22 protein-coding genes are annotated in these 19902 nt (G+C 53.8%); 10 read left to right on the top strand and 12 right to left on the bottom strand.

The window, feature by feature from the left end; translation table 11 throughout:
- Positions 1-32: 32 nt before the first annotated feature.
- Both HOJ95_06110 and HOJ95_06105 read left to right on the top strand, forming a co-directional pair.
- Positions 33-1031, top strand: a complete 999-nt coding sequence (locus HOJ95_06110; protein MBT6394257.1) for an aldo/keto reductase — start codon at positions 33-35, stop codon at positions 1029-1031.
- Between the two features lie 72 nt (positions 1032-1103).
- Positions 1104-1841, top strand: a complete 738-nt coding sequence (locus HOJ95_06105) for a pentapeptide repeat-containing protein (protein ID MBT6394256.1) — start codon at positions 1104-1106, stop codon at positions 1839-1841.
- 24 nt (positions 1842-1865) lie between these two features.
- Here the strand turns inward: HOJ95_06105 and HOJ95_06100 are convergent, their stop codons facing one another.
- Positions 1866-3365: a replication-associated recombination protein A gene (locus HOJ95_06100; GenBank protein ID MBT6394255.1), complete on the bottom strand. Its 1500-nt coding sequence runs from the start codon at positions 3363-3365 to the stop codon at positions 1866-1868.
- A gap of 151 nt (positions 3366-3516) precedes the next feature.
- Between HOJ95_06100 and HOJ95_06095 the strand changes: the two genes are divergently transcribed.
- The 3 genes from HOJ95_06095 to HOJ95_06085 are packed head-to-tail and all read left to right on the top strand — an operon-like array spanning position 3517 to position 5092.
- Positions 3517-3903, top strand: coding sequence for a reactive intermediate/imine deaminase (locus HOJ95_06095; GenBank protein ID MBT6394254.1), 387 nt, complete (start codon positions 3517-3519; stop codon positions 3901-3903).
- A 17-nt stretch (positions 3904-3920) separates the two neighbouring features.
- Positions 3921-4454 (top strand): 5-(carboxyamino)imidazole ribonucleotide mutase, encoded by a 534-nt coding sequence (gene purE, locus HOJ95_06090; protein ID MBT6394253.1) that lies wholly within the window; start codon positions 3921-3923, stop codon positions 4452-4454.
- A 5-nt stretch (positions 4455-4459) separates the two neighbouring features.
- On the top strand, positions 4460-5092 hold the full coding sequence (locus HOJ95_06085; protein ID MBT6394252.1) for a threonylcarbamoyl-AMP synthase: 633 nt from the start codon (positions 4460-4462) through the stop codon (positions 5090-5092).
- 12 nt (positions 5093-5104) lie between these two features.
- Here HOJ95_06085 and HOJ95_06080 read toward each other — a convergent pair whose 3' ends face one another.
- The 6 genes from HOJ95_06080 to HOJ95_06055 all read right to left on the bottom strand — a co-directional run bounded on the left by HOJ95_06080 (position 5105) and on the right by HOJ95_06055 (position 9058).
- A complete protein-coding gene (locus tag HOJ95_06080; protein ID MBT6394251.1) occupies positions 5105-5407 on the bottom strand; it encodes a 2Fe-2S iron-sulfur cluster binding domain-containing protein in 303 nt (100 codons plus the stop codon).
- A 131-nt stretch (positions 5408-5538) separates the two neighbouring features.
- Positions 5539-6183, bottom strand: coding sequence for a PilZ domain-containing protein (locus HOJ95_06075; protein MBT6394250.1), 645 nt, complete (start codon positions 6181-6183; stop codon positions 5539-5541).
- Between the two features lie 26 nt (positions 6184-6209).
- The gene (locus HOJ95_06070) at positions 6210-6842 is read right to left on the bottom strand and encodes a PilZ domain-containing protein (protein ID MBT6394249.1); all 633 of its coding nucleotides are present in this window, start codon (positions 6840-6842) and stop codon (positions 6210-6212) included.
- A 47-nt stretch (positions 6843-6889) separates the two neighbouring features.
- Positions 6890-7573: an OmpA family protein gene (locus tag HOJ95_06065; GenBank protein MBT6394248.1), complete on the bottom strand. Its 684-nt coding sequence runs from the start codon at positions 7571-7573 to the stop codon at positions 6890-6892.
- 3 nt (positions 7574-7576) lie between these two features.
- Positions 7577-8380 (bottom strand): motility protein A, encoded by an 804-nt coding sequence (locus HOJ95_06060; protein ID MBT6394247.1) that lies wholly within the window; start codon positions 8378-8380, stop codon positions 7577-7579.
- A 264-nt stretch (positions 8381-8644) separates the two neighbouring features.
- Positions 8645-9058, bottom strand: coding sequence for a 6-carboxytetrahydropterin synthase (locus HOJ95_06055; GenBank protein ID MBT6394246.1), 414 nt, complete (start codon positions 9056-9058; stop codon positions 8645-8647).
- A 233-nt stretch (positions 9059-9291) separates the two neighbouring features.
- On the opposite strand from HOJ95_06055, the gene HOJ95_06050 reads away from it, so the two are divergent.
- From HOJ95_06050 to HOJ95_06040, 3 genes are read left to right on the top strand one after another with little or no spacing between them, the layout of a single operon-like run.
- Complete coding sequence (locus HOJ95_06050; GenBank protein MBT6394245.1) at positions 9292-9696, top strand: cupin domain-containing protein; 405 nt, start codon at positions 9292-9294, stop codon at positions 9694-9696.
- 39 nt (positions 9697-9735) lie between these two features.
- A complete protein-coding gene (locus HOJ95_06045; GenBank protein MBT6394244.1) occupies positions 9736-10611 on the top strand; it encodes an MBL fold metallo-hydrolase in 876 nt (291 codons plus the stop codon).
- 22 nt (positions 10612-10633) lie between these two features.
- Positions 10634-11500, top strand: coding sequence for an MBL fold metallo-hydrolase (locus tag HOJ95_06040; protein ID MBT6394243.1), 867 nt, complete (start codon positions 10634-10636; stop codon positions 11498-11500).
- Positions 11501-11519: 19 nt separating this feature from the next.
- On the opposite strand, the gene HOJ95_06035 is transcribed toward HOJ95_06040, so the two are convergent.
- The gene (locus HOJ95_06035; protein MBT6394242.1) at positions 11520-12086 is read right to left on the bottom strand and encodes a hypothetical protein; all 567 of its coding nucleotides are present in this window, start codon (positions 12084-12086) and stop codon (positions 11520-11522) included.
- Positions 12087-12221: 135 nt separating this feature from the next.
- On the opposite strand from HOJ95_06035, the gene HOJ95_06030 reads away from it, so the two are divergent.
- The gene (locus HOJ95_06030) at positions 12222-13544 is read left to right on the top strand and encodes a YihY family inner membrane protein (protein MBT6394241.1); all 1323 of its coding nucleotides are present in this window, start codon (positions 12222-12224) and stop codon (positions 13542-13544) included.
- A gap of 57 nt (positions 13545-13601) precedes the next feature.
- Positions 13602-14183, top strand: a complete 582-nt coding sequence (locus HOJ95_06025) for a cytidylate kinase-like family protein (GenBank protein MBT6394240.1) — start codon at positions 13602-13604, stop codon at positions 14181-14183.
- Positions 14184-14221: 38 nt separating this feature from the next.
- On the opposite strand, the gene HOJ95_06020 is transcribed toward HOJ95_06025, so the two are convergent.
- The 4 genes from HOJ95_06020 to HOJ95_06005 form a co-directional block, all read right to left on the bottom strand.
- Positions 14222-15463 (bottom strand): MFS transporter, encoded by a 1242-nt coding sequence (locus HOJ95_06020; GenBank protein ID MBT6394239.1) that lies wholly within the window; start codon positions 15461-15463, stop codon positions 14222-14224.
- Positions 15464-15582: 119 nt separating this feature from the next.
- Positions 15583-16218 carry a helix-turn-helix transcriptional regulator gene (locus HOJ95_06015; protein ID MBT6394238.1) on the bottom strand — a complete coding sequence of 212 codons (636 nt, stop codon included), beginning with the start codon at positions 16216-16218 and terminating at the stop codon, positions 15583-15585.
- Positions 16219-16405: 187 nt separating this feature from the next.
- Positions 16406-17506, bottom strand: coding sequence for a DNA polymerase III subunit beta (gene dnaN, locus HOJ95_06010; protein MBT6394237.1), 1101 nt, complete (start codon positions 17504-17506; stop codon positions 16406-16408).
- Between the two features lie 216 nt (positions 17507-17722).
- Complete coding sequence (locus tag HOJ95_06005) at positions 17723-19849, bottom strand: transglycosylase SLT domain-containing protein (protein ID MBT6394236.1); 2127 nt, start codon at positions 19847-19849, stop codon at positions 17723-17725.
- Positions 19850-19902 lie beyond the last annotated feature (53 nt).

Raw genomic sequence — 19902 nt, 5'->3', positions numbered from 1 at the left:
TGACTGAAAAAACCTCCAGGAGAAGAACCCCCATGGAATACCGCACGCTGGGAAAGACCGGCCTTAAAGTCTCGGAGATTGGCTTCGGGACGGGGGGCATCAGCGAGCTGATGGTGGGGGACGACCATGCGGGGCAGTTGCGGGCTGTGAGAGACGCGGCCCTTGCGGGCGTCACCTATTTCGACACGGCATCGGGCTACGGCAAAGGAAAATCCGAGGCCAATCTGGGCCGCGCCTTAAAGGCGGCAGGCGGCGAGCCTGTTCTCGCCACCAAGATTCGCCTCGGGCCCGATGAGCTTGAAGATCCGCGCGGGGCCACCATCGCCTCGGTCGAGGCGAGCTTAGAGCGGCTCGGGCGCGAGTCGGTGGACGTGATTCAGATTCACAACTACATCGCCCCGGACAGAGAATGGCCGGTGGGCATTACTGCGCTCGATGTGGAGGACGTCCTCGGCGCGGGGGGCGTTATCGAGGGCTTTAAAGAGCTAAGAGACCGGGGGAAGGTAAGTTTTTTCGGCTTCACCGGCATCGGCGATCCCGCCTCATTAATCGCGCTGGCCGAATGCGGCGAGTTCCACACCGTGCAGGCATACTTTAACCTACTCAACCCGAGTGCCGGGCACCGGGCGCCCGATGATTTTAGTGCAATCGACTACCGCCAGCTTATCGACCGCGCGACTGAAGCCGGCCTCGGGGTGCTGGTGATTCGCGTCCTGGCGCTCGGGGCGCTCACCGCCGATCCAGGGCTGCTCGGCTTTTTGGAGAACACGCCGCCCCTTCTCTCGGTGGGCTCTGAGTTCGACAAGGACGCCCGCCGGGCCGGGGCTTTGGCTTGGCTCACTCAAAAGGACATGACTATCGCCCAGGCGGCCATCCGTTTTGCCCTGATGAAAGAGGGGGTCTCATCGGTGCTGGTGGGTTTTTCAAACGCCGAGCAACTGGAAGAGGCCGCCACTTGCTCCGGCGCTGGCGGCCTTGATAATGAAACGATGGAAAGGCTCCAGGCCATCTGGGAAAATAATTTTTCCTGAAGACCTTCACCGGGCGATGAGGCCCTGTATCATACGTTTGATGGAAAAATTCTCTTTCCGTGAGACTCCCCCATGCTCGCGTATCCTCCCATTTTCTTTCGCATTTTTCTTTCCGTATTGATCGCCGCGTGTATTTTCCTCACGGTGCCTGCCGCCGTAGCCGCCGACAGGGCCGGGGCCGGATTCAAAACCGGGCAGAAAATCGACCCCGCCCAGCGCAATTTCAAGGGCGCTCGCTTAAAGGCGGCAGATCTGAGCGGGAAAAATTTAACTGGAGCCGATTTTCGAGAAGCCGACCTTCGCACCGCCGATTTGAGCGGAGCTAATTTAAAAGGCGCAGATTTTCGGGGGGCCAATCTTTTCTGGGCGAACTTGCGAAACACTAACCTTAATAACGCCGATTTAAGAGGGGCAAGCCTCAGGCGGGTTCACCTTGGCGGGGCAAGCCTTAAGGGTGCGCGCCTTGAAAGGGTCGATCTCAGGGAAGCCGGATTCGGTTTGGCTAATTTCAAAAATGCCAACCTCACGCGATCGGATCTGCGAGACGCTTATATTGAGGACACGAACTTCTCCGGGGCCCGGCTCGTAGAGGCTAGCCTCCGTGGGGCCTTCTTTATTGGGTCCAAATTCGCAGGGGCCGACATGAAAAATGCCGATCTCACCGGAGCCATTTTAAAAGAAACTGACCTTCGAGGAGCCAAGAACCTCGACCAGACCCAAATTGACGCCGCCTGCCCCGGCGAGGGAACAAAACTTCCCCGGCACATCGAGCGGCGCGAGTATTATCCTGCGTGTGAGAGTTGGAAGTAATCGAAAGCTGAAAAAAATTAAATTCTACTCCGCAGGATCTCGGGGCTTTTTGGCTCTACGACCGGGCATGGCCGGGTCCGTGGGGCGCATGTCTTTAGTGGGTGGCTCCTCGGGAACGCCCATTGTGCGCCCCATGCGCTCGGCGAGAATATCCTCGCGGTTGCTCATCCGCCGGGCAATCTCGACCTCAAAGCCCCTATCTCCTGGGCGGTAGAAACGCTCGCCCCGCAAGCCATCGGGCAAGCCCTCCATCTCGACAACAGCGTCATCAAACTGGTGGGCATGTTGATAGCCCTTTCCGTAGTCAAGCTCTTTCATCAAGTTCGTTGGCGCATTTCGCAAATGTTTGGGCACGGATTCGGCCGGATGCTCGTCGATGGCGCGCTTAACTCTGCCATAGGCACGATAGACGGCATCGCTCTTGGGCGCAGCGGCGAGGTAGACGGTGAGCTCGGCTATGGCGAGTTTACCCTCGGGCAGACCGATAAAATGAAACGCCTGCTGGGCGGCCATGGCGAGGGTGAGCGCCTGGGGATCGGCAAGCCCCACATCCTCGGTGGCAAAGCGAACCAGCCGCCTGAGGATGTACATCGGGTCCTCGCCCGCCTCAAGCATCCGGCCCAGCCAGTAAAGCGCGGCGTCGGGGTCCGAGCTTCGAAGCGTTTTATGAAGGGCGCTAATGATGTTGTAGTGCTCCTCGCCGGTTTTGTCGTAGAGAAGGGTGCGCCGCTGGGCGGCCTCGGCCACCTCTGCCTCGCCGATGGTGGGAGCGCTGTCCGTGCCGCCAGAGATGGCGGATTCATCAAGCGCAATGGCAGCGGCAAGCTCTAGTATATTGAGCGCCGATCGGGCATCACCACTAGAGAGCGAGGCGATGCGGCGCAGAGCATCGTCCTCTATGCGGAGACCGGCAGAGCCCAGCCCGCGCTCTGTGTCACCCAGCGCAGCTTCCATCAACGAGAGAATTGCCGCCTCATCCAGGGCCTCTAAAACAAAAACGCGCGAGCGCGAAAGGAGGGCCGCGATAAGCTCGAACGAGGGGTTCTCGGTCGTTGCGCCGATAAGAATGACGGTGCCGTCTTCCACCGCCGGGAGAAGGCCGTCCTGCTGGGCCTTGTTGAAACGATGTATCTCGTCAATAAACAAAATCGTGCGCATTCCCCGGCGACGCATGGCGCGGGCCTCATCGAGACTGCCCCGAAGCTCCTTTACCCCATGAAGGACGGCAGAGAGGGTGATGAAGTGCGCGCCGGTGCGAGTGGCAATGATGCGCGCAAGGGTGGTCTTGCCGGTGCCGGGCGGGCCCCAGAAAATAATCGAGCGCACCTCGTCTCGCTCGATGGCGCGGCGAAGAACTTTGCCCGGGCCAAGAAGATGAGGCTGACCCACCACTTCATCAATAGTGCGCGGGCGCATGCGGTCGGCCAGGGGAGCGGATTTGTCTGCAGGCTTAGGGCTGATTGGCCGACTACCAGATGAGTCCGCCTTGCCTGCACCCTCATCCGCCGAGCCAAAAAGATCCATTTCCATGAGACATCTCCTTAGTCGAGCCAGATACGAAAACAAGAGAACAAGCGAGCTTATCCGACCCCGCCTTGACGCAGCTACCGGCTCAGGTTATCAGGAAGCGTCTTTCCTCACCAATTCCTTTGACTCTTATTCGGAGACCCATCAGATGGAAAAAAAGGTGATACACACCGACAAGGCCTCATCGGGCAAGGTGCCTCTTTCTCAGGCCATCGTAGCCGGAGGCTGGCTCTTTTGCTCGGGACAGCTTCCCATGGACCCGGCGACAGGCGAAATCGTCCCTGGTGGGGTGGCCGAGCAAACCAGACAGGTAATCGAGAACCTCAAAGCCGTCTGTGAGGAGGCGGGAACCTCGCTTGCCAATGCAGTGAAGGTGACTATTTTCATGGCTGATCTTGGCGACCTTAAAGAAATGAACGATGTGTTCGAGTCGTATTTCGGGGTGGTCGATCCGCCCGCCCGGACAACCTTTCAGGCAGGGGGGATCATCGCGGGCGCAAAGCTCGAAATTGAACTCACCGCCTTTATGCCTTAACCAGAGGACCCGGCAACATGAAAAAAATTAAGGTGGGCATCGTAATGGGAAGCGCCTCGGATCTTCCCGCAATGGAGGCGGCGGCCGATGCACTTGAAGAGCTCGGTGTGGGCAGCGAGATGCGGGTGCTCTCGGCCCACAGGACACCCGAGGAGGTTCACGATTATGTGAACGCCGCCCCTGGGCGGGGGATTCGCGTACTCATCGCCGGGGCGGGCATGTCTGCCCATCTTGCCGGGGTGGTCGGCGCTGCCACGGATCTTCCCGTTATCGGGGTGCCGATGGACGCCTCCTCGCTAGGCGGGCTCGACGCCCTTCTCTCGACGGTGCAGATGCCGCCCGGCATTCCGGTGGCCACGATGGGTATTGGCAAGGCCGGGGCACGAAACGCCGGTCTCTTTGCGGCGAGAATCCTCGCGCTAGAGGACGAGGCCCTGGCCAAGCGCTACCGCAAGCTCGTCGAGGGCCAGCGCGCCAAAGTGCTCAAGGCGGATGCCGAGCTCCAGAAAAAACGCGCGGGCAAATCCAAAAAACCCAGCTCCCGGAAGTAATCAAGATGGCGGAAATTATCCCCATCGAAATCGATGCACCACTCGATGCCGCCGTGCGACGCGCCGCCGAGGTGTTGCGCGAAGGAGCGGTCATCGCGCTTCCCACCGATACGCTATGGGGTCTTTGCGCAAAAGCGGGGGATGCCGAGGGGATAGAAAAACTCTACAAAGCCAAAGGCCGGGAGGATGAAAAAGGTGCGCCCGTGATTATCGGCCTAATGAATCAGCTCGCCCTTTTGACAAAACCGCTTCACGAGAAGATACGGGAAAACCTCTATGCCCTATGGCCGGGGCCGTTGACACTCATTTTCGAGGCAGGAGAGGAGGTTCCACCCCTGCTTGCCGAGGGCGGCGGAATTGCAGCTCGCTACCCGGCGCAACCGCTATGCCAAGCGCTTGCTCGCGCGGCTGGCCCTTTTGCAGCAACTAGCGCCAATCCACCCGGCAAGGCGCCCTTTGCGAGCGCCACCGAAATCGCAGCACATTTTGGCGATAAAATCAGTCTGATTCTCGACGGTGGCGCAATAGAGGGCGAGGCACCCTCAACGGTGGTTGATCTTCGAGGCGATGCGCCCGTGTTGATTCGAGAGGGCGCTTTTGATTTCGAGAAAGTCATCCGGGTCTGGGAGGATGACTAAGCGCAGTTAGGCTTACTCAGGCTCTGGGAACTCGATAACCACCACGCCCCCGCCTTCGATGACACACTGACACGACAGGCGATACTCGTCTGGATCCCACCCATAGGCATCCAGGGTGTCACGCTCATCCTCGCTTTGATCTGACAAAATTTCCCCGCCAGAGATGACCATCACCTTGCAGGTTGAGCAGGCGCAATTTCCACCGCAGTCGTTTGCATGTTCGATGTCATTTTCAAGATTCGCTTCCAGTATAGTGGTCCCGACGTCGGCTTCGTGCACCACATCGATATCTTTAATCTGAATCGTTGGCAAGATCTATGCTCCTTTCAAGCGCACCCGGCGTGTGCCTGAATCTAAAAAAACCCGCACCGCAACAAAATCGATAAAAGTCTCTACAGGGTCAATACAGGAAAAAAGGAAATTCGCCAACAGTGGAAGAGGAATTTCTAGTAGTCGTCATCATCCTGGGAACTAGCCGCCCTAGCCGCCTCTTGGCGCTGGCGTTTAAAGCTGTAGGCGACAATCTCTTCGCGATCGTTTTCGTTGATAACCTCAAATGCAATGGCCGTCTCCATAGCTCGTTTGCCCGAGGAAAGGCGAATTGGGCTTGCCTTCACGATTTTCCCAACCGCCACGACAATCACGGGATGTAGCGGCGGAAGCGTTAACGTCAGCTTCGCCAAGGCTCCGCGCTTGACCTTCTGGGCGGTAATCATTCTCATTCCACCAGAGGAAAGATCTACACACATCGCCTTGTTCGCCTTTTTATCATCGCTAGAATCTGTTCCCATCGCTTTGAGCACATCGTCAAGCTTGTCTTCAAGCGACTTAAAGGCACGCATGGTCTGCTGGTACATCATAATCTGCGCCTGGGGAACTCCCATTGCAAGAAACGCATCGGCCCCGCCGATGGCTCCCGCCGGACCGTCAACCCGCTCGGCAGTGCGGGCCTCAAGATACATTGGCCGGAGAATCTCGACTTCCTTATCGGTAATAAGTTCATACTCGATAGGAAACCTTTCGGCTGTCCGGGCGGCGCCTCGCGCTTGCCCGCTGTCAGATCCTATTGAATCAAGATTTTCATTGGCCATTTTTTAATTTCCCGGATAGTTAACGATCAGCCGGTTTGCCGAATCCGCGTCAATTCTCTTTGCCGCCTGTACACGAAAGAGTTTACCTTCTCGAGGTCCTTTTCGTGAATAGCGGAAAATTCACATCCCATTTCATATATACTACTGTCCCCAGGTGGCAACAAGCGTACAATACGGCATAAAGCGTTGAATTTCAATGGGTATGGAATTTCCGTTTTAATTTCGACATTCAGGCATCCCCCAAGGGTGTACACATGATGCGCGGCGAGAAGCAATCCAGCCTCTGAAATATCACGGATATATCCTACTTCTCCTGACATTTCCTCGATTCGGGGCCCCTCTCCCGAATTTTCGATACCAAGGAGATAGTCCAGTTTTTTCTCGATAATATCGAGCCGCTCCAAAATCTCGCCAGCCAATGTCCCAGACTCGGCCTTGAGAGGTGATTGACCCCCTTCCGGCACATCACCCAACCCCTGACGCTCACTCGTCGGAGAAGCTATATAAACTGGGGACATTTGCTCATATTCTTTTTCCGAAATCATCGTAAAACGAACGGGAAAAGACACCGCCACACGGGGCACAGAACGATCAGAGGAAACTTTTTGACCGAAATTGTACGTATCCTCAAAACTTCCGAGGGCATTCGGCTCGGACATACCACGCTCATGATGTTCACCGGAAAAGTTCATACGGGCTCTTAAATTCAACTTTCCTGCCCCTCTCTAGAGATAATAATCTCCACCCTCCGGTTCTTAGCTCTGTTCGCTTTTGTCTGTGCATACAACGGTCGGAACTGGGCATAACCAATTGCCGAGAATCTTCCGGGGTCGACACCCGCCTCCTCTGTCATTACACGGACAACCGCCGCCGCTCTCGCCGCTGAAAGTTCCCAATTCGAAGGGTAGCGCCCGCCCTTCTTGCTCTTGGTGTTGTCGGTATGACCCTCGACAATTATTTTGTAAGGCAGCTTTTTCACCATCAGACCCACTTCGAGAATCAACGGCTTGATGCCCTTGGACACTCTCGCCTGGCCCGCCTTGAAAAGAGCACCCCCTACGATGTTTAAAACGATTCCCTTCTCATTAACCTCGACCTCGACAACATCCTGCATGTTGCCCTCGTTAATGACATCACTGACCTGGCTGCCCAGATTCTCGAATGAAGCCTCGGACTCTTTTTCGGCGACCATCAACGTCTCTGTCGATACGGGTGCCGCGCCCAGGGAGTCGGCGATGGACTTCATCGCCTTATCAAATTTACCGGGATCGGGACTCGATATGCCGATTAGAAGCACGAAAAACGTCAACAAAAGAGCCATCATGTCCCCGAAGGTCATGAGCCATTCTGCTGGCGGATCAATTTTTCTTTCTGGAGGTTGAGCGGTCATGGCTTATCCGCCCTCTGCCTGAGCACCCTTTTCGCGGCGGAGCATGCGCTCGAAATGCTGTATCCGCTGATCGGGCTCAAGATATGCGTTGAGTTTTTGCTCTATTAAACGGGGGTTTCCGCCCTCTTGAATCATCAAAATTCCTTCGATGACAATACGAATCTGCTGGACTTCCTTCTCGGAGCGATTTTCCAGCTTGTCCGCCATGGGGAGAAAAAACAGATTCGAAAAAAGAGCCCCGTAAAAAGTTGTTATAAGAGCGACCGCCATACCCGGGCCAAGATTTTCCGTTCCACCCGAAAGAGAGCGCAACATCGAAACCAGACCGATCAGCGTTCCGATTAGACCAAATGCGGGAGAGTAGCGACCCATGGATTTAAAAATTCTGGCACCCTCATCGTGACGCGAATAAAGACCGTCGAGTTCAGTTTCGAGAACAGCACGCACAATCTCGGGCGGTTGGCCGTCGATGACGAGCTGAAGCCCCATGCGCATGATGCGGTTGTTGACGTTCTTTGCGTCTTCTTGAAGGCTGAGTATCGATTCTTTTCTCGCCTTGTGCGCCAGCCTGACGACCATAGCGATATAGGCACTGGCATCGGAAATTTCCCGGCCAAAAACATTTTTTAGAATTCTGAACACGCCAACCACGCGCTGAAGGGGAAAGGAGATAAGGATAGCCGCAAGCGTGCCCCCGCCAACGATCATGAGCGAACCGGGATCGTAGAAAATGGCGATGCCGCCCTGGGACAAGATCGCATAAAAGAGCAGACCTCCACCCACAAAAATTCCTATTGCAGTGGACACAGCTACCAGTTCTCCCCATTTAAAAACGAATAACAGATTTCAAATTAAAAGCTTAAATCTCTTCCCGCCTCGGGTTCCCGCCTCGGACCGAGAAAGAGCCGGGTCAGCTAATACCCGGGAATGACTCTATTATGACGGGAAATACAGGAATGCTCAATCCCTGAATTCGCTGATTTCATGGGGTTTATGCTCACACACACCCCAAAAGAGCCTTTGTGGGTTCAAAGCAGGCCCGCCACCATGATGAAATCCGCAGGCAAGCCTCTATTTCTCTCCGTAATAATCAACAAAATTCCGCTCGTTCTCGTATAAACGCACTCGGTAGAGAAGAGCGCCCTCGATATGGGCTTTGAGGCGCTCCCAGATTGATATGGCGATATTTTCCGCTGTCGGAATGCGGTTTTCCATGAATTGGGCCGCATCTTCATTCAAATTTTTATGATCAACCTCGTCTATGATTTCTCGGCGCACAGTCGATTTAAGATCTGCAAGGTTGAAAGTCATTCCCGTATCCGGGTCCACAGGGCCACGAAGGGTCACTTCGAGCACATAATTATGTCCATGGTAGTGGGGATTGGCGCACAAACCATAAAGAGCCTGGTTCTTCTCGTCTGAAAATTCGGGGTTATATAAGCGGTGCGCCGCACTAAACTCCTCACGGCGAGTAATCTCCATCATCCCCATATCCCTTCCTCGCAAATCATATAGCGATTATCGAAAACATCGTGCCAGATAAGAATACACGAAGTCTCCTCCAAACGCTCCGCCTGAGAACGAAAAAATTCCGAATCTCCCTGTGCTTGACGATAAACAAAACACTGCCCCCCGGAGAGGGATTGGAAACCAACCACCTATCTCCGGTATAAGGTAAATATACATTTTGTGGTTTTCTCATGAATTGGAAATTTCAATTGAATATTCCCCGGATGCGCCTCAACGATGAACTTGAGTGGACCGCCGCTGCCCGCCACCGCGAGTTGTACCAACAAAGCCTGGTCTCGGCGGAGGAGGCGAGGAGACTCAATCTCCAGTTGTGGAAGGTGCTGCGCGAGAAAATCGAGCCGGGTGGCGCTGTGCTTCCTCATTTTCATGACACCGCCGAAATTATCCACTTCCTCATCGGCAACGTGAATGCGCTCGTCGGCGAGGAGCGTAGAATCTGTGGCCCCGGCGATACGCTCATCGTTCCCGCCGAGACAATCCACGGCGTCTCCAACACAGGAAATGCACCAAGCGAGCAGATAAGTTTTTTCATTCCCGAAAAAAATAAAGAAAATTTTGGGCACACCGATCTTGTGCCCGACATCGAAATTTAACTCGAATAATTTTCGCTACCCACCAACAAGGAGCTACACATGGCAAGCCGCGCAAATATGATGCCCGCCCCCGCCAAGACCACCGGAATGGTCAAGGTTACGAAAGGCATTTACGCCCACATCGGCGGAAACGGAACAACTGATTTCGGCCTCATTCTCACGAACGACAAACCCGTCGTCATCGACAATGACATTCGCGTTCGAAAGCAATTTCTGGCGGGTATGAAAAAAATAACGAAAAAAGACGCCGGGCTGCTCCTCAACACCCATCATAATTTCGACCACACTTCAGACAACGGCTACTACATGGGCAAGGGCGCCGTTTCGTTCGGAGTCGATCTCGCCCGGCAGGAAATGGAGCGCGAATACGCCTCGGGCAACTGGGTCAAACAAATGGCCGGGCGCCAGCCGAGCGTTGATCATCTCATCGGAAAACTCGACATCTCGCCGCCAACGGTCACCTTCGAGGATCAAATCGACATTCGCTACGGCGGGCGGCTGTTCCAGATGATCTATATCGATCACTGTCACACGAAGGGCGACACCGTGGTGTGGATGCCCGAGGAAGGCGTGCTCTTCACGGGCGACCTGACCACCTACCGCACCCACCCGGTGAACCGCCTCGGAAACTTCAACAACTGGCTCCCGGCGCTGGATGTCCTCAAAAAATTCCCGGCGAAATATATCGTTCCCGGCCATGGCCCCTTGCCCCCAAAGGGAAGCAGCATCATCGCCGACAACAAAACCTATCTCTCGCGCTTGAAAAGCCGAACCCAGGCGGCACTTAAAAAGCACAAAACCCCGGCCAAAGCTGCGGCGGCCGTGGAGATGCCCGAGTACGCCAAATGGTTCCGGCCCGGAAATGTTTCGGGCCTCGCTCTCAAGATGGCCAAGGACTTAAAGAGCAAACGCTAACAAGCGCAAGAGGAGACTCATCGTGCCGAAAACGCCAGCCTCGCCGATTAAATCGCCGGAATTTCGCGAAATTTCCCCGGGGGTACATATCTACATCGGAGGCGGGGGCCAGACGAATTTCGGGCTCATCCTCACCGGCGACAAGCCAGTCATTATCGACAGCGACATGCGGGTGCGTAAACATTTTCTAAAATATATGCGCGGCGTCACGCGAAAAAATGCGGGCCTTGTCCTCAACACCCATCACAATTTCGACCACACCTCGGACAACGGCTATCACGTTCGCCGGGGTGCGGTCACGGTTGGTGCGGGTCTTATTAGACAAGAAATGGAACGGGAGCTAAGGAGGGGAAGTTGGGCCGCTGCGCTGGATAAGAGCGGGTTTCATCTAGGCCACCTCGCGCCTGGCCTCGATTTCGACCCGCCGATGCTCACCTTCGATGATCGGCTTGAGGTTCGATACGGTGGGCGATTATTTCAGCTCATTCGCATCGGGCACTGCCATACCCGGGGCGATTCGGTTATCTGGATGCCCGAGGAAAAAATCCTCTTCTCAGGCGATCTCATCGCCAACCGCTCCCACACCGCTACCGGTCAAGCGGATCTCGAAAACTGGCGGCGGGAGCTCCCGCGGCTCAAAAAATTCCCCGCCCTGCGGTTCATCCCCGGGCATGGTGCCCTGCCCACAAGAGGCTCGAAGATTGTGGATGAGAACATCACCTACTTCAAAAACCTGCGTCGCCGGGTGGCCGCCGCGCTTAAAAAAGAAAGTTCGCCTCAAAAAGCTGCGGCCCTGGTACAAATGCCAGAGTGTAAAGGCTGGACCCGGCCCCACAACCTTGCAGCCAATGCGCTCAACATGGCCAAGCATTTAAAAAAGGTTGGCTAGAGCCAAAGCTAGCCAGCAACTATTCCAAAAGCTCCGGTGCGGGTTCGCCCGGAAAATCCTCAGGACGCAAGGCCCCTTTGGCGCGGCGGCCTATAAGGCGGCCCGAGGGAAGATCAAAGCGACTCTCGACCTCGGTGGATGCCGACCAGGGTTCATCGTCCCTAAATCCCCCGACACGAATTTCACCCGAGACTACCAGGGTGTCACCCTCGGCCCGGGGCGTCTCGCGCACCACACCGCAACGTAAATCCAAAAAGCGAACCTCACCACTTTGAATCTCTATGGCGAGCACTGCCCCCCCTCGCCGCCAGTTCACCGTGGCGAACTGCCCGCCTTCCTCGCTTCTATTCATGTCGGCAACACTGGTTCCGGCGATGCAGAAATCGCCCCAAATCAGAGGAGCCGCCACAGCCCAACCCGCCGGGCTATCCAAACGCCAGCGAAAGTTGCCGCTTTCGCGGTCAATGGCGAAAAACCGCCCACACTCCTTATCGTTGACGGCACCGCAAATGACACCATCATCGGCAGCCCATAGCGGGGTGAACACACCCATCCGGGTCATTATCTCCTCAGGGGATATCGTCACGTTGCCTCCAGGTCTTAATCCTTGAACGAATTGAAAAATATTCACTTGCGGCGCACAACCTAAGCTGGGATGATTCTTTTGATGCTTTAGCGAAGGTAACCCATGTGCGGCCCAAGAGTGAAACGGAGGGCGCTTTTGAGAAATTATCTTTCTAAATATGGCATTCCCGGCAATATCGGGGAGCTGAAAGATGCCCTCGTGGGCTCCCATGGCGCGCTTCGCCTGTCTATTCTAGCACTCGTTCGCTTTCAGGCCGACCAGGCCCCTATTCGCGCCGCTGCACTCACCTACACCACGCTGCTCTCAATCGTGCCCATCCTCGCCTTTAGCTTCGCCATCCTGCGCGGCTTGGGCTTCGACCAAGGAATCTACGAATACATTCTTGAGCAACTCGGGCCCGTCTTTAACAGCGAAGTGCGCGAGAAGCTCTTCACCTTCGTCGATAAAGTAAACTTCAAGACCATGGGTGCAACAGGCCTCGGAGCCTTTCTCGTAACCATTGTCCTCACCCTCAATGCGGTGGAGCGCTCGCTGAACGTGATTTTCGACGTAAAACAACCCCGCGCCCTCACTCGGCGGATTTCCGACTACTTCAGCATGATTTTCTTCACGCCCCTTTTGCTGGGCATCATCATCAGCGCGACAACACTATTTAAAATGCGTGACTTTCTCGCCTCGTTCGGCTCCTTCTGGTTCCTGTCCACCGGAGCGGAAATCCTGCTCAAGATGATTCCGCTGGTGGGCTCGATTATTTTAATCTCCCTCATGATCATCGTCATGCCAAACAAAAAGATACACTTTGCCCCCGCCCTCGTGGGCAGTGCAGTCGGCGGCGTACTATTATATTTCCTTCAATGGGGATATGTGAGCCTTCAGGTGGGATTCACCGGTAAAACGGCCATTTACGGCGCCCTAGCCCAGCTTCCCATCCTGATGGTCTGGATTTATCTTGGATGGAATATTCTTCTTTATGCGGCCGAAATTGCGGCTCTCGTCCAGGGGCTGCCCGAACGAAGCCACAAGGAGGATGAAATCCCGGATACGGGTCTCAGCTGGGAGGCAGGTCTCAGGGTAATGGCCCTGCTAGCCAGACGGGCTGATACTCGCGAGCCACTTTTCACCCTCGATTCACTCGAAAAAAAGCTGGACTATCCGACAGAAATACTGAAAAATGTCATTTATCAGCTAAGAGAAAGCGGACTCATCGCCGAGACAAACAAGGGAGACCAGCTACTTCCAGCAAGAAATCCCTCGGCGATTGCGGCTATCGAGATTTTCGACGCCATGGAGTCAGGGCCCACACACCCCGGCGAGCATCCCCGGGCAGAGGCCGTTATTGATAAAATGCACCAAGGGCGGCGCACCTCACTAGAGGGGTTAACGCTTGAAATACTGATCGAGGACGCGAGCAATGACGGTGGCGCATTTAGCATTTCCACCGTAGAGGCTGACGGATAAGATTTGAAAGAGACATAACTGAAACAATCAGATTTTTAAATTGGGGGGACCCGAACAATGGCCATAATCACCATCTCCCGTCAGTACGGAACTGGCGGAATCAACATCGGGCGCAAAATAGCTGAAAAGTTAAATTATCGATTCATCTACCTCGACGAGCTAATCGCAGGATGCAAAGAGCGCGGGCTTGATATTGATCTGGAGCGAATCGAAGGCCGCCCGCCAAAACTCATTGAGCGACTTTTCCTACTTGATCGCATAAAAGTCCAGGATACAATCAAAGATGTAATGAAAAACGCGGCCCAAGGAGACAATGTCGTTATCGGCGGCTGGGGCGGTCAAGTTTTTTTGGGAGATCACCCCGGAGCCATACACCTGCGCATTGTTGGCTCAAACGAATCTCGTATTCGCTACATCATGAATTCCGCTGGTGTTCCGCACTCGGGAGCAGAGGATATCGTCGCGAAATCAAATCGTGACCAGGGCTTATTTTCACAGTTTTTCTTTAGAGTGGATTTCGCAGATCCTAAGCTTTATCACGCCGTATTCAATATCGATCAAATTTCATCTGATGACATCTGCGAGATGGTTCCATCCATGATTGCTGAAATCTCGGAGAAACCGGTTTTGGGTGCTTAATCTGACAAAGCCTCACATTTCCTGACCACACTTTCAATTTATTTTGCTCGGCCAGGGTGTGCCGCCCGCCGGGTTGCAATCATGCCAGTTACAATCGACATCAAATTCATCGCCAGCACCAAGAAAAAAGCCCATCGATAACTTCCCATCACATCAAAAATATAGCCGGCCAACCACGGTCCAAATCCTGAGGCGAGACCTGCGCCCATCTGCGAAAAACCCAGGATTCGGCCAAAACTCTTTCCAGGAAAAATATCCGCCTTCAAGGATACAAACGAGGTGCCTCGGGCGCCTGCGCCAATGCCATACAAAAATACGAACAGGTATCCAAGGGCCCACCGATCCGACGTAATAAACATCAGACACACCACACCTAATACGCTGATAAGGCTAGAGACGACAAAAACCGAACGCCTTCCCACCAAATCGCCGACCCATCCGCCGCCAATTCCGCCCACCGCACGAAGTATCGCCATGAATCCTAAAAGCCACGCCGCCATAATCGTCGTGAGGCCGACATCGACCATATGCGCCACCATATGCACGCCGACAACACTGAAAGATATGCCTTGAAAAATTCCTGAAAAAAACAAAAGCCAGAATGCGCGGTCGCGAAGCGCCCGGGCGAGCGTCCAACTCTGCGGCGAAGGGCTATCGCCACTCCGCTCGATTTCTTCTCGCTGGGGTGGGTTCCGATGAAGAAAAAGATTTAGTGGCAAAAGAATCGAAACAATTCCTGCCGCAAGAAACAGATAGGCCGAGCGCCAACCGACCCAGGCAATCAAGAATGCACAAAGGGGCACAAGAACCATCGAGCCGGCGCTACGACCCGAATGGGCAATTCCGAGTGCCGTGGATCGCATTCGGACAAACCAATGGCTCACAATGGTACTTGTCGGAATCATGCCGATAAGCGTGACCCCGAGCGCCACAAAAACGCCATAATAAAGATAGAGGCTAAAGCGGCTCGAAACCATGGACATCAGCGTAAGGCCCAAACCCAGAACGACCACTCCTGAGGGAATGACCACCCGAGGCCCGAAGCGATCAATCAGCGCTCCGATGGGCCCGGCCGCGATGGCAAACGTCACCATAGAGGTGGAAAACGCTAGCGCCGTATCAGCACGAGACCAGCCAAACTCATCAAGAAATGTTACGTAGAATATAGGGAAGGTGCTGACTATCGAGCCACCAATTGCCATTGTGGTGAACGTCAGCGCAACGACAAGCCAGCCGTAGTAACGCGGGCTGCTCTCCTGTGCGGCATCAAAGAAGCGCACTTTTACGCCCCTTGTCCCGCGCGGGGTTAAATAAAATACGGACGCCACCCCCGCCGGAAATGACGTCCGAGCATCCTAAAATAAAATTAACGCGAAACAAATGCACAAGCGGTCGAGGCTCACATCGCGTTATGGCCGGCATTCACGACCAAGAACCTCGCTTCGGCGCGACCATCGTTCACTAAAGCAAGCTCGCCCTTCGATTCACAGTGAAACGAATCGCCTTCCTTGAGGTGGAAAGAATTGTCTCCCCGAGAGATGCAAAGATCGCCCTTAAGGCAGTAAATTAAATGCTCGCAACCAGCCCGGATAATCGGGTTCTTGGTTTTGCTTCCCGGCTCAAGTGTGCGGTAGACGGACTCAAGACGGCCCTGCCTGAGACGCTCGGCGACGACCTCAGTCCGGCCTTCCTGGCCACTCGAAACAATCTCTCGATCTTTTTTTCGAATGTGACGCGCCTCGGGATAACCGTTTTCCTCTTCGACAAAATGGCTCACCCGATGCTCTAGCGCCGTCGCCAACTTCACCAGCGTCGTAACGGTGGGCACCATCCCGTTGGTTTCAATTTTATAAATGCCCGCCGGGGAAACACCAGAGAGCTCGGCCAACTTCTGGATAGAATATCCGTTCTCCTTGCGAAGCTTGCGGACCTTTTCTCCGATTTTGACCTCGGGAACTTTAAGTTTAATTTTCGTTGTCGGTGTGCTTTCTGTTTTACGAGGCCGGCCAACGCGGCCCTTTGATTTTAGTGCCATGTTTTCTTTTCACCCTTTCAGGTTGCGTACCTATTCGCACGAACCCCTCAAAATTAAAAAATATAATCCACCACTCAAAAAATATTTTTTATCTTAGTTTTTGTATTTTTCCGATAATACCAATTGCGGCAACGCGGCCAGAAGATACCATTCGCAAACTTAAATGTCTAGAACATGGAGAAAAAAATCAAACGCGCATGGGCATGATGACATATGTGTAGCCTTCCGCCTCATCAGGGCGCAATATCCCAGGGCTCAGAGAGTCTTTGAGCTGAAAGCATACATTCTGCTCGTCAAGAATATTGAGCACATCAAGGCAATATCTGGCATTAAACCCGATAGTCAATTCTTCTCCAGAATAATCAGACTCCAAAATTTCCTCAGCTTCTCCCGCCTCAGAGCCATTTGTGGTCAGCTTCAACTGCCCGGAACCAAAAACAAATTTCACCATCCGGGTCTCGTTCGAGAGAAGAGAAACGCGCCGAAGTGCCCGAAGAAGCTTGTCTCGATCCGTAACAATACGATGTTCATTATCTTTGGGAATCACCTGGCGGTATTTCGGGAAATCACCGTCGATCAATCGAGCAGAAAGCTCAAACCTATCAGACTTGAAAATAACATGATTTTCTTGGAGAAAAATATCAACACTCCCGCCAGTTTCAGAAAGGAGTTTAACCAGCTCGCCAAGCGCTTTTTTGTGAATGATTACGCCCGTGGCAAATTCAGCGCCATCGTTGGGCCGCTCGATAAGGGCCAGCCGATGTCCGTCCGTTGCGACCAGACGAAGCATATCGCCTTCAGATTCCATAAATACGCCGTTGTATGTATAGCGCGTTTCATCCTGCGAGATCGAAAACATGGTTTTTCGAATCATATCCCCAAGAACTTCAGACGAAACGCCTTGAGGAGAATCGCCATCTGCATCCGGAACCGAGGGAAAATCCGAGGCCGGCAAGCTCGGGAATCGAAAGCTTGAGCGCTCACACGTCATGCGGATCCATTGTCCGTCTTCCTCGACAAGATGCACATCGGCGTCCGGCAACTCGCGCACAATGTCGAACAGCTTTCGCGCATTGAGCGTCACCGAGCCACCCTTGTTCACCTTGGCCTCGAAAACGCCCTTAAGTCCGATATCGAGATTTGTGGCAACAAGACGGACCTGTTTCTTGCCCTCGGTGGTGAGGAGAACGTTCTGCAGGATCGGCATGGCACTGCTTCGACTCTCCACCACCCCCTGTACCGTTTGAAGGGCGCGGTGCAGCATCTCCCTGCTAATCACGATATCCATGGTGATATTTCCCTCACTCGCTCAGTGAAAAATGAGCCCGCCAAGCTATTGCGATTGTAAACCCGCCAAAGGGTATGAATCCCCATATTTCCCCTGGTGGGAAAGGCATCCTAAGATAAAGGCTCACCTGGAGCAAGGGATTAAGACAGTTCTTTGTTCAAGGGGCAAGATATTGTTTTTTAACCGATTAAATAAGCCATAACTAACCCCGGCGCGTTAGAACTTTCGCCGCGCGACCACCGGTATTGTCAGTTCGACACCCGTCTTGAGCCGCCGAAGATTTTTGCCCGAATTGTACTGGCGCATTAACCAGAATGGGACCTTGTAGGTACGCACAACAAGGGTCCAGACATTTTCTCCCGACTTCAGTTTGTGGCGCTTTACTTCCGAGATGGTGAATTTATCGAAAAACGTCTTTTCAATCCCCTTGTGGTAGGCGACCCGCCGCTCCAAAAAATCGTTTTTGGGCACCTGCTTGAAGGAAACCTGAATCTTCTTTCCCATTCGAACCCGGCGATTCGAACGTATACCGTTCATCCGGCGAATCTGGCCCTGGGACACTTTAAGCCACCTGGATAGATGGCCAATGGTTTCGTTTTCCTGAACGCGCACCCACCCGGTATTTTTCTTCCCCGACTTGGAAACCGCGGTGGCCTGGCGCAGCGCGCCCTCCCGATATTCGGAGCCGCGAGTGGGCAAGGAGGCAAGCGTGTCATATTCGGAAACAAAAACAAAAAAGTTTTTACCGCTGCCAGAAGCCGCGGAGGAAGATGAGTTTTTTGGAGTCGTTTTTTTCACGAGCGAAACAATTTTACTTTTAACCGTCTGTTTTTTCGTAACTGTCTTTTTTGCGACCTGGATAGTTTTTTTGACAGTGGCTTTGGCCGAGGCCGCTTGCTTACTCTCTTTATTCTCTTTTTGGGGCGAGGCGACCAGTCTTGGAGACATTTTTCTTAAGGACGCTATCCGTTGTTTTTTCGAGCCGGATTTATCTGGCAGCCTGAGCCGGTCGCCCACAACGATCAAGCTTTTTTTAAGCCCGTTCTCTTCCATCAAATCCTTGAGCCGAACACGATTACGGCGGGCAATGGCGCCAAGATTGTCACCCGGCTTGACCAAAACCCATTTCGAGCCATCACTTTGCTCTGCGGGAGACGCGTTCTTTGTTTTTTGATGATAAGCCAAGCGAACCCGCGCCAGGGCCCCGACGGGCAAACGAAGCGGATAACCTCTCGGAATATTGCGCCGCCCCCGCGCCACAGATGTACGCAAAGCAGGGTTCATCTTCCTTAATACCTCGGTCTTCACACCTATCCGGCGGGAGAGATCTGTAATCCTGATGTAGCCGGGCAGACGAAACTCATCAAAAGACTGCCTGGAATCTCGCTGCACCTCGCCGAAATATTTTTTAATGTTCTTGTGAATGTGCACCGCCGCAAGAAATTCGGCGTAGAAATTGCGCGAGGCGAAGCCAAAGGTCCGGCTCCTATATTTTTTCGAAATGATGTCGATGCGCTTTGAACCCACTTGCTTTACCGCCCGTCGCATACCCCGCGCGCCGTGGTTGTACGCCGTGAGAGCGAGCGGCCAGCTTTTCAGATCTTCGTAATTTCGCTTAAGGAGCTTCGCGGCCGCCTCGGCGGCCAGAAAAGGATCACGCCGACCATCTACCGTACTGTCCACACGCATAAAAAGCCGCCCTGTGCTTCGGGTGAACTGCCAGAGCCCAAGAGCTCCGGCATGGCTATAAATATTAGCGCGAAATCCACTTTCGACATGAGGAAGAAGGGTTAGATCCTCTGGTAAGCCGTGCTTGCGGAAAATATATAAAAATTGCGGCAGATAACGTCCCGCACGAACATACCCTTCGAGAAATCTTTCCTTGAGTCCCGGCTGCGCGCGAACGTTAAACGCCGCCCTTCGTATCTTGGAGAGGGTCTGATTCTTAACCATCCCTCTGATTCGATCAGCCAACGAATTGAATCCGGCAGGCGGCCGTCTTCCTTCTGCAAGAGCAAGTAATATATTTTTGATATTTTTTTTATGTGCGCGTATCCGTTTTTTCTGCTCTCGACCAGCCCGCCAGGGGTGGCCCAGCTTCATGACATCGAATCTCAGGCCAAGATTGTTCTCGTCGTGAAAGACGACCTCGGTAATTTTATAGCGCGCAAATACATCCCGCCAAAAATCCACGTTTTCCTTCAAACCCGCAGGAGAGGGAAAATTTATGCCCCCGTTGACGCCGTTTGGCAGGACCTTCGCACTAACGGGGCCAGATGAGAGGAGCAAATAAATCGCGATCAAAGAAATAGGGAGGAAAAACAAACGGCTACAAATTTTCATAAACGAGACAACTCCATTTTCGTGCTCGGGCAATTTATAACTTAAGGCACCCT

The sequence above is a fragment of the Nitrospinaceae bacterium genome, assembly GCA_018669005.1.
Lineage (GTDB): Bacteria > UBA8248 > UBA8248 > UBA8248 > UBA8248 > UBA8248.
The sequence above is the reverse complement of the archived record's forward strand: the minus strand, read 5'-3'. Positions and strand labels throughout refer to the sequence as shown.

Bases quoted from the DNA above. Each gene is read 5' to 3' on its own strand.
- HOJ95_06110 (MBT6394257.1), top strand. From the start codon at position 33: ATGGAATACCGCACGCTGGGAAAGACCGGCCTTAAAGTCTCGGAGATT.
- HOJ95_06045 (MBT6394244.1), top strand. From the start codon at position 9,736: ATGGCAAGCCGCGCAAATATGATGCCCGCCCCCGCCAAGACCACCGGA.
- HOJ95_06100 (MBT6394255.1), bottom strand. From the start codon at position 3,365: ATGGATCTTTTTGGCTCGGCGGATGAGGGTGCAGGCAAGGCGGACTCA.
- HOJ95_06015 (MBT6394238.1), bottom strand. From the start codon at position 16,218: ATGGCACTAAAATCAAAGGGCCGCGTTGGCCGGCCTCGTAAAACAGAA.
- dnaN (MBT6394237.1), bottom strand. From the start codon at position 17,506: ATGGATATCGTGATTAGCAGGGAGATGCTGCACCGCGCCCTTCAAACG.
- HOJ95_06005 (MBT6394236.1), bottom strand. From the start codon at position 19,849: ATGAAAATTTGTAGCCGTTTGTTTTTCCTCCCTATTTCTTTGATCGCG.
- HOJ95_06025 (MBT6394240.1), top strand. From the start codon at position 13,602: ATGGCCATAATCACCATCTCCCGTCAGTACGGAACTGGCGGAATCAAC.
- purE (MBT6394253.1), top strand. From the start codon at position 3,921: ATGAAAAAAATTAAGGTGGGCATCGTAATGGGAAGCGCCTCGGATCTT.
- HOJ95_06065 (MBT6394248.1), bottom strand. From the start codon at position 7,573: ATGACCGCTCAACCTCCAGAAAGAAAAATTGATCCGCCAGCAGAATGG.
- HOJ95_06075 (MBT6394250.1), bottom strand. From the start codon at position 6,183: ATGGCCAATGAAAATCTTGATTCAATAGGATCTGACAGCGGGCAAGCG.
- HOJ95_06095 (MBT6394254.1), top strand. From the start codon at position 3,517: ATGGAAAAAAAGGTGATACACACCGACAAGGCCTCATCGGGCAAGGTG.
- HOJ95_06105 (MBT6394256.1), top strand. From the start codon at position 1,104: ATGCTCGCGTATCCTCCCATTTTCTTTCGCATTTTTCTTTCCGTATTG.
- HOJ95_06085 (MBT6394252.1), top strand. From the start codon at position 4,460: ATGGCGGAAATTATCCCCATCGAAATCGATGCACCACTCGATGCCGCC.
- HOJ95_06070 (MBT6394249.1), bottom strand. From the start codon at position 6,842: ATGTCCGAGCCGAATGCCCTCGGAAGTTTTGAGGATACGTACAATTTC.
- HOJ95_06055 (MBT6394246.1), bottom strand. From the start codon at position 9,058: ATGATGGAGATTACTCGCCGTGAGGAGTTTAGTGCGGCGCACCGCTTA.